The sequence below is a fragment of the Inquilinus sp. OTU3971 genome (genome assembly GCF_038440215.1).
Genome location: NZ_JASATH010000080.1, coordinates 26,563 through 33,592 on the forward strand (window position 1 = coordinate 26,563; position 7,030 = coordinate 33,592).

The window sequence follows — 7,030 nt, forward strand, 5'->3', positions numbered from 1 at the left end:
CAAAGCTCCGCGCCCGCTCGTCGGCCAGCTTGCGCGCCGCCTCGTTGGCACCGGGTTTGCCCGGGACGCGACGTGGCCGACGAGGCCGCCCTGGCGTCCCGCCAGCGGCCCGCCTTGGAGACGATCAGAACCTCGGTCCGTTGGCCCCCGCCGCCTTATCCGGCCTTCCGGGACCGGAGCGCGGCCAGCATCTCGCGCCGCAGGATCGCGTTGATCCGCGACTGGTATCCCTTCCCTTGCGACCGCAGCCAGGCCAGCACGTCGGCGTCGATGCGCACGGTGGTCGAGGTCTTGACCGGCCGATAGAAACGGCCGCGCTCAGCGTTCTGCCAGAACGCCTCGGTCAGCGGGGGAATGTCGCTGGTGTCGATCTCGCCGTCCGGGCGGGCGGCCAGCGCCGCGAGCTCGGCCTCCTGCGCCTCCGTCAGGGGCGGCAGGTGGGCGAGATCGACATCATGCCTGATGGGCTTCCTGCTCATAGCGTCGTCTCTCCTTCCGGTCGGCCGACCTCGCCGAGATGATCCGAATAATCTCGATCGGCTGGCCGTCCTCATCCTCGTCCCGGATCGTGTGAGCCACCAGCAGCAGGACGCGCCCTGCGACCATGCCGAGGGGCTGCCAGCGCTGCTCACCGCCCTCGATACGGTCCTGGTCCGTCAAGGCGAACGGGTCGGCAAAGACGCGCACGGCCGTCTCGAAGCTGACCCCATGCTTGCGCAGGTTGCCGGCGGCCTTGGTCGGATCCCACTCGAACCGCAGCTTCATACAAAATTGTTACTACAAATCCGCAGTTCAAGACAGCAGCTGTTCACCACAAGCGGGAGGCGGTCGGACGGCATCCGGCATGGCGGCGATCCGCGGTCAGCCCCGGCCCAGGGTGAAGCTCGGCACCTTGCCGACCTCGACCGGTTTGTCGGTGCCGCAGGCGAAGCTCCGCGCCCGCTCGTCGGCCAGCTTGCGCGCCGCCTCGTTGGCGCCGGGGTTGCCGCTGGCCGTGACCAGCCCGACGGTGCAGCCCTGGCGCGCCGCCGGCTGCCCGACCTTGGCCACCACCAGCACCTCGGTCCGCTGCCCTTCCGTCCCCTCCACGGTCCAGCGCTGGATCGCGGCGAAGGCCGTGCTGCGGTCGCCCTCGCTCTCGATCCGCCATTCGATCCGGGGGCCGACGTCGTTGAAAGCGGCGAAGGTCTCGAACGGCCGGTCGCCGGCGGGCGGGAAGCCGTAGAAGGCCGAGGACCGCAGATCGGCGATCGTCAGCAGCACCGGGTAGCCGCGCCAGCCGCTGCAGGCCAGGTCCTGCCAGTCGCCATCATCCGGGCCGGCCGCGGCGACGATGGCGCAGTCGCGCCCGAGGTCGAGCTCGGTATAGGCGCTGGCGATCTCGCCGGCCGCCGCCGGGCCGAGGCCGGCGAGAACGGCCAGGCCGATCAGGGTGTTTCGCATCGGAATCCTCCGCTCGAACCGGAGAACCGTAACGGATTTCCTCCCGCACTGCGAAAAGGCGATTGCACCGCCGGCCCCGACTCAGGCAGGGTTCCCCGAAATCTTAAAATTCGTTGCGAATGCATCGTCCCCGGGAGGCACCATGAAGCGGAACGCTGTTGCTGTCGGATTGCTGGTCGCGGGCCTCGCCTGGCCAGCCGCGGCCCAGGTCTCGGGCAACGTGGTCAAGATCGGCGTCCTGAACGACCAGTCCGGCGTCTATGCCGATTTCGGCGGCAAATGGTCGGTCGAGGCCGCCAAGATGGCGGTCGAGGATTTCGGCGGCAAGGTGCTGGACGCCCCGATCGAGGTCGTCTCCGCCGACCACCAGAACAAGGCGGACATCGGCTCGAACATCGCCCGGCAGTGGTTCGACGTCGACGGCGTCGACGCGATCACCGAGCTGACCACCTCCTCCGTCGCGCTCGCCGTGCAGGCGCTGGCGGCGGAGAAGCACAAGGTCACCATCACCAACGGCGCCGCCACCACCGACCTGACCGGCAAGGCCTGCTCGCCCACCGGCTTCCACTGGACCTACGACACCCATGCGCTGGCGGTCGGCACCGGCGGCGCCCTGGTCGGCCAGGGCGGCGACAGCTGGTACTTCCTGACCGCGGACTACGCCTTCGGCTATTCGCTGGAGGAGCAGACAGCCAAGTTCGTCACCTCCCAGGGCGGCAAGGTGCTGGGCGACGTGCGGCACCCGCTGAACACCACCGACTTCTCCTCCTTCCTGCTGCAGGCCCAGGCCTCCGGCGCCAAGGTGGTCGGCCTCGCCAATGCCGGGCTCGACACCGCCAATGCGATCAAGCAGGCGGCGGAGTTCGGCATCGTCGCCGGCGGCCAGAAGCTGGCCGGCCTCTTGTTCACCCTGGCCGAGGTGCACGGCCTCGGCCTCGAGGCGGCGCAGGGGCTGGTGCTGACCGAGGGCTTCTACTGGGACCGCAACGACGAGAGCCGGGCCTGGGCCCAGCGCTTCTTCGAGCGCACCCAGCGCATGCCGAACATGGTCCAGGCCGGCGAGTACTCCTCGGTGCTGCACTATCTGAAGGCGGTCCAGGCCGCCGGCACCGATGACGGCGAGAAGGTCGCCGCCAAGATGAAGGAGCTGCCGGTCGACGACGTCTTCGCCCGTGGCGGCAAGGTGCTGGCCAATGGCCGCATGGTGCACGACATGTACCTGGCCGAGGTGAAGAAGCCGTCCGAGAGCACCAAGCCCTGGGACTACTACAAGATCCTGGCGACCATCCCCGGCGACCAGGCCTATCTCTCGCTGGAGGAGAGCGGCTGCCCGCTCACGGCGAAGAAGTAGCCGGTGAATGGCTGAAGCCAAGCCGATCCTGGTGGCGGAGGGCCTGACCAAGGCCTTCCGCGGCTTCCTCGCGGTCAAGGGCGTGGACCTGAGCGTGCGCGAGGGCACGATCCACGCCCTGATCGGGCCGAACGGCGCCGGCAAGACCACCGTCTTCAACCTGCTGACCAAATTCCACCAGCCGACCTCCGGCCGCATCGCCTTCCGCGGCGAGGACATCACCCGGCTGAAGCCGGCCGAGGTGGCGCGGCGCGGCCTGGTGCGGTCGTTCCAGATCTCGGCCGTGTTCCCGCATCTGACGGTCTTGGAGAATGTCCGGGTGGCGCTGCAGCGGCCGGAGGGCCTGTCGCGCCAGTTCTGGCGCTCGGACCGGGTGCTGCGCCGGCTGGACCAGCGCGCTTTGGCGCTGATCGAGGCCGTCAACCTGACCGAATTCGCCCAGACCGCCGCGGTCGACCTGTCCTATGGCCGCAAGCGGGCGCTGGAGATCGCCACCACCCTGGCGCTCGACCCGCCGATGCTGCTCTTGGACGAGCCGATGGCCGGCATGGGGCATGAGGAGATCGGCCGCATCGCCGATTTGATCCGCAAGGTCGGGGTCGACCGCACCGTGCTGATGGTCGAGCACAACCTGTCGGTCGTCGCCGATCTCTGCCACCGGGTCACGGTGCTGCAGCGCGGCGAGATCCTGGCCGAGGGCAGCTACGCCGAGGTCTCGGCCGATCCGCGGGTGCGCGAGGCCTATATGGGGTCCGAGCATGGCTGAGCCGCTGCTGCATGTCCGCGGCCTGCAGGGCTTCTACGGCGAGAGCCATGTGCTGCACGGCGTCGACCTCGACGTGTTCCCGGGCGAGACCGTGACCCTCCTGGGCCGCAACGGCGCCGGCAAGACCACGACCTTGCGCGCCATCATGGGCATCCTGCGCCGGCGCCAGGGCACCATCCGGATGAACGGGACCGACCTGCTGGCGACGCCGCCGCACCGTATCGCCCGCGCCGGCATCGGCTATGTGCCGGAGGAGCGCGGCATCTTCGCCTCGCTGTCGGTGGCCGAGAACCTGACGCTGCCGCCCAAGGTGGCCGAGGGCGGCATGAGCCTGGCCGAGATCCACCGCCTGTTCCCGAACCTGGCTGAGCGCGCCGGCAGCCAGGGCACCAAGCTGTCGGGCGGCGAGCAGCAGATGCTGGCGATCGCCCGGGTGCTGCGGACGGGGGTCAGGCTGCTGCTGCTGGACGAGCCGACCGAGGGGCTGGCGCCGGTGATCGTGCAGCGCATCGGCGAGCTGCTGCGCACCTTGAAGGCGCAGGGCATGACCATCCTGCTGGTCGAGCAGAACTTCCGCTTCGCCAGCACCCTGGCCGACCGGCACTATTTGATGGAGGACGGCCGGGTGGTGGCCGAGATCCGGCGCGAGGAGATGGCCGGCAAGATGGATCTGCTGCATGAGACGCTGGGGGTCTGAGATGACATTGCGATCCCCAATCGCATCCCTTTCCTTGTCCCCCCTCCCCTTGCGCCTATCGGATAGACACATCTTCGATGTGAGCTTTCTTGAGTCCCCCCTCCCCTTGCGGGAGGGGGGCAGGGGGAGGGGGTTGTCGATGCCAAGCGCCGGCCTGCCCCCGCTCCAGATCCGTCGCCGCAGCACACTCAACCGATCCGTCCACCCCGGCTGCACGCCCCCCCTCCCCCTACCCCCCTCCCGCGGGGGGAGGGGGGACTCGAATGAGCCTGAGGTCGGAGTGCGGCATCAGCAGGGAGCCGCCCCATGATCCCGCTGCTCGGCATCCCGACCCAGGTGCTGTTCGGCCAGCTGCTGCTGGGGCTGATCAACGGATCGTTCTATGCCCTGTTGAGCCTGGGCCTCGCCGTGATCTTCGGCCTGCTCAACGTCATCAACTTCGCCCATGGCGCGCAGTACATGCTGGGCGCCTTCGCCGCCTGGATGCTGCTGAATTTCCTCGGCATCGGCTACTGGCCGGCGCTGGTGCTGGCGCCGGTCGCGGTCGCCGTCACCGGGATAGTGCTGGAGAAGCTGTTCCTGTCGCGGCTCTACCGGCTCGACCCGCTCTACGGCCTCCTGCTGACCTTCGGCGTCACCCTGATCCTGGAGGGGCTGTTCCGCAGCCTGTACGGCACCTCCGGCCAGCCCTACAGCCCGCCGGCGATGCTGACCGGCGCGGTCAATCTCGGCTTCATGGTGCTGCCGATCTATCGCGGCTGGGTGGTGCTGGCCTCCGCCGTGATCTGCTTCGCCACCTGGTTCGTGATCGAGAAGACCCCGCTCGGTGCCACGCTGCGGGCCGCGACCGAGAACCCGACCCTGGTCCAGGCCTTCGGCATCAACGTGCCGCGCATGATCACCCTGACCTATGCCTTCGGCGTCGGCCTGGCCGGGCTGGCCGGGGTGCTGGCGGCGCCGGTCTACCAGGTCAGCCCGCTGATGGGGTCGAACCTGATCATCGTCGTCTTCGCCGTGGTGGTGATCGGCGGCATGGGCTCGATCATGGGCGCCATCGTCACCGGCTTCGCCCTCGGCATCTTCGAGGGGCTGACCAAGGTGTTCTACCCGCCGGCCTCGAACATCGTGGTCTTCGTCATCATGGCGCTGGTGCTGCTGGTCCGCCCCGCCGGCCTGTTCGGGCGGGAGCGCTGAGATGGCGGCGATCGAGCGCAGCGGCACCGAGGGCGTGAGCGGCACCAGGATCGCCATCGCGCTGGCGGTCGCGGTCCTGGCCCTCGGCGCGCCCTATGTGCTGTACCCCGTCTTCCTGATGAAGCTGCTGTGCTTCGCCCTGTTCGCTTGCGCCTTCAACCTCCTGATCGGCTATGTCGGCCTCCTGTCCTTCGGCCATGCCGCCTTCTTCGGCGGCGCCGCCTATGTCGCCGCCCATGCCGCGAAGATCTGGGGCTGGCCGCCGGAGCTGGCGATCCTGGCCGGCACCGCCGCCGCCGCGGCGATGGGGCTGGTGATGGGCTTCCTCGCCATCCGCCGCCAGGGCATCTACTTCGCCATGATCACCCTGGCGCTGTCGCAGATGGTGTTCTTCGTCGCCCTCCAGGCCCCCTTCACCGGCGGCGAGGACGGCATCCAGTCGGTGCCGCAGGGCCGCATGTTCGGCCTGCTCGACCTGTCGGATTCGCTGACCTTCTACTACGTCGTGCTGGCGATCTTCGGCCTCGGCTTCTTCATCATCTGGCGGATCGTGCACTCGCCCTTCGGCCAGATCCTGAAGGCGATCCGCGAGAACGAGCCCCGGGCGATCTCGCTGGGCTACCGGGTCGACGCCTACAAGCTGACCGCCTTCGTCATGTCGGCGGCGCTGGCCGGGCTGGCCGGCGGCACCAAGGCGCTGGTGTTCCAGCTGGCCTCGCTGACCGACATCCAGTGGCAGATGTCGGGCGAGGTGATCCTGATGACGCTGCTCGGCGGCATCGGCACGCTGGTCGGCCCGGTGGTCGGCGCCGGGCTGGTGATCGCGGTGGAGAACTACCTGGCCGAATCCGCTTTGCCGGTGACGGTGGTGACCGGCGCCATCTTCGTCGTCGTGGTGCTGCTGTTCCGCCGCGGCATCGTCGGCGAGATCGCCCACTGGCTGCGGAAGCGGGGGTAGGGCCGGAACGCTCCGGCTCGACGCGTCGACTCCCCCGCAAGCGCTAAGACGGTCACACATCGCTCTTTTCGAGTCCCCCCTCCCCTCGCGGGAGGGGGGTAGGGGGAGGGGGTTTTCGACGCCAGGACCGGCCTGAAACCCGGCGATCCGCCCCCGTCATCGCCATCCCCAGCCCAGCGTCCCCACCCAGCTCAGGCTGGCGTCGTAGGTGCCGTCCTGGTGGCGCTGGCCTTCCAGGGCATAGCGCAGGGCGTCGATGGCGTGGTTCTCGCGGTCCTCCAGCTCGGCCAGGATGTCGCCGGTCTTCGGGTCGGTGCGGTAGCTGTACAGCGCCAGCTCGTCGGCCAGGTGGCGGCAGCGCGGATGCACCAGGATGTCGCAGCTCTTCAGGAACTCGACGCCCTCCTTGACCGACCCCGCCCCCTTCGTCGCCGCCCGCATCCGCGGGAAGCCGTGGCGCTGCAGGAAGCTGATCGTCTCCGGCCGGGCGCCGTCGGCGATGATCGCCCAGCGCCGCGCCTCCGGCACCGTGTCGAACAAGGCGGGCGTGCGGTCGATCTCGCAGCCGACGGCATAGGCCTCGTGGTCGACGAACAGCGTCCGCCCGGCCAGGTAGCAGCG

The 7,030-nt window shown here is 69.1% G+C and carries 9 protein-coding genes; 5 read left to right on the plus strand and 4 right to left on the minus strand.

What is annotated here, in order from left to right; translation table 11 throughout:
- Window positions 1-155: 155 nt before the first annotated feature.
- The 3 genes from AAHM41_RS20310 to AAHM41_RS20320 form a co-directional block, all read right to left on the minus strand.
- A complete protein-coding gene (locus AAHM41_RS20310) occupies window positions 156-479 on the minus strand; it encodes a BrnA antitoxin family protein (protein WP_342238396.1) in 324 nt (107 codons plus the stop codon).
- Window positions 454-765, minus strand: a complete 312-nt coding sequence (locus AAHM41_RS20315; protein ID WP_342238397.1) for a BrnT family toxin — start codon at window positions 763-765, stop codon at window positions 454-456. The genes AAHM41_RS20310 and AAHM41_RS20315 overlap by 26 nt, the downstream gene beginning before the upstream one ends.
- 96 nt (window positions 766-861) lie before the next feature.
- The gene (locus AAHM41_RS20320; RefSeq protein WP_342238398.1) at window positions 862-1,443 is read right to left on the minus strand and encodes a hypothetical protein; all 582 of its coding nucleotides are present in this window, start codon (window positions 1,441-1,443) and stop codon (window positions 862-864) included.
- Window positions 1,444-1,585: 142 nt separating this feature from the next.
- On the opposite strand from AAHM41_RS20320, the gene AAHM41_RS20325 reads away from it, so the two are divergent.
- The 5 genes from AAHM41_RS20325 (at window position 1,586) to AAHM41_RS20345 (ending at window position 6,409) form a co-directional block, all read left to right on the plus strand.
- Entirely contained in the window at window positions 1,586-2,794 is a 1,209-nt protein-coding gene (locus tag AAHM41_RS20325; protein WP_342238399.1) for an ABC transporter substrate-binding protein, read from the plus strand.
- A 7-nt stretch (window positions 2,795-2,801) separates the two neighbouring features.
- The gene (locus AAHM41_RS20330) at window positions 2,802-3,560 is read left to right on the plus strand and encodes an ABC transporter ATP-binding protein (RefSeq protein WP_342238400.1); all 759 of its coding nucleotides are present in this window, start codon (window positions 2,802-2,804) and stop codon (window positions 3,558-3,560) included.
- On the plus strand, window positions 3,553-4,257 hold the full coding sequence (locus tag AAHM41_RS20335) for an ABC transporter ATP-binding protein (RefSeq protein WP_342238401.1): 705 nt from the start codon (window positions 3,553-3,555) through the stop codon (window positions 4,255-4,257). Before AAHM41_RS20330 ends, AAHM41_RS20335 begins: the two co-directional genes overlap by 8 nt.
- Window positions 4,258-4,563: 306 nt before the next feature.
- The gene (locus AAHM41_RS20340) at window positions 4,564-5,451 is read left to right on the plus strand and encodes a branched-chain amino acid ABC transporter permease (protein WP_342238402.1); all 888 of its coding nucleotides are present in this window, start codon (window positions 4,564-4,566) and stop codon (window positions 5,449-5,451) included.
- A 1-nt stretch (window position 5,452) separates the two neighbouring features.
- Window positions 5,453-6,409: a branched-chain amino acid ABC transporter permease gene (locus AAHM41_RS20345; RefSeq protein ID WP_342238403.1), complete on the plus strand. Its 957-nt coding sequence runs from the start codon at window positions 5,453-5,455 to the stop codon at window positions 6,407-6,409.
- A gap of 156 nt (window positions 6,410-6,565) precedes the next feature.
- Here AAHM41_RS20345 and AAHM41_RS20350 read toward each other — a convergent pair.
- The coding region (locus tag AAHM41_RS20350) for a terminase large subunit (RefSeq protein WP_342238404.1) at window positions 6,566-7,030 on the minus strand (465 nt) is incomplete at its 5' end.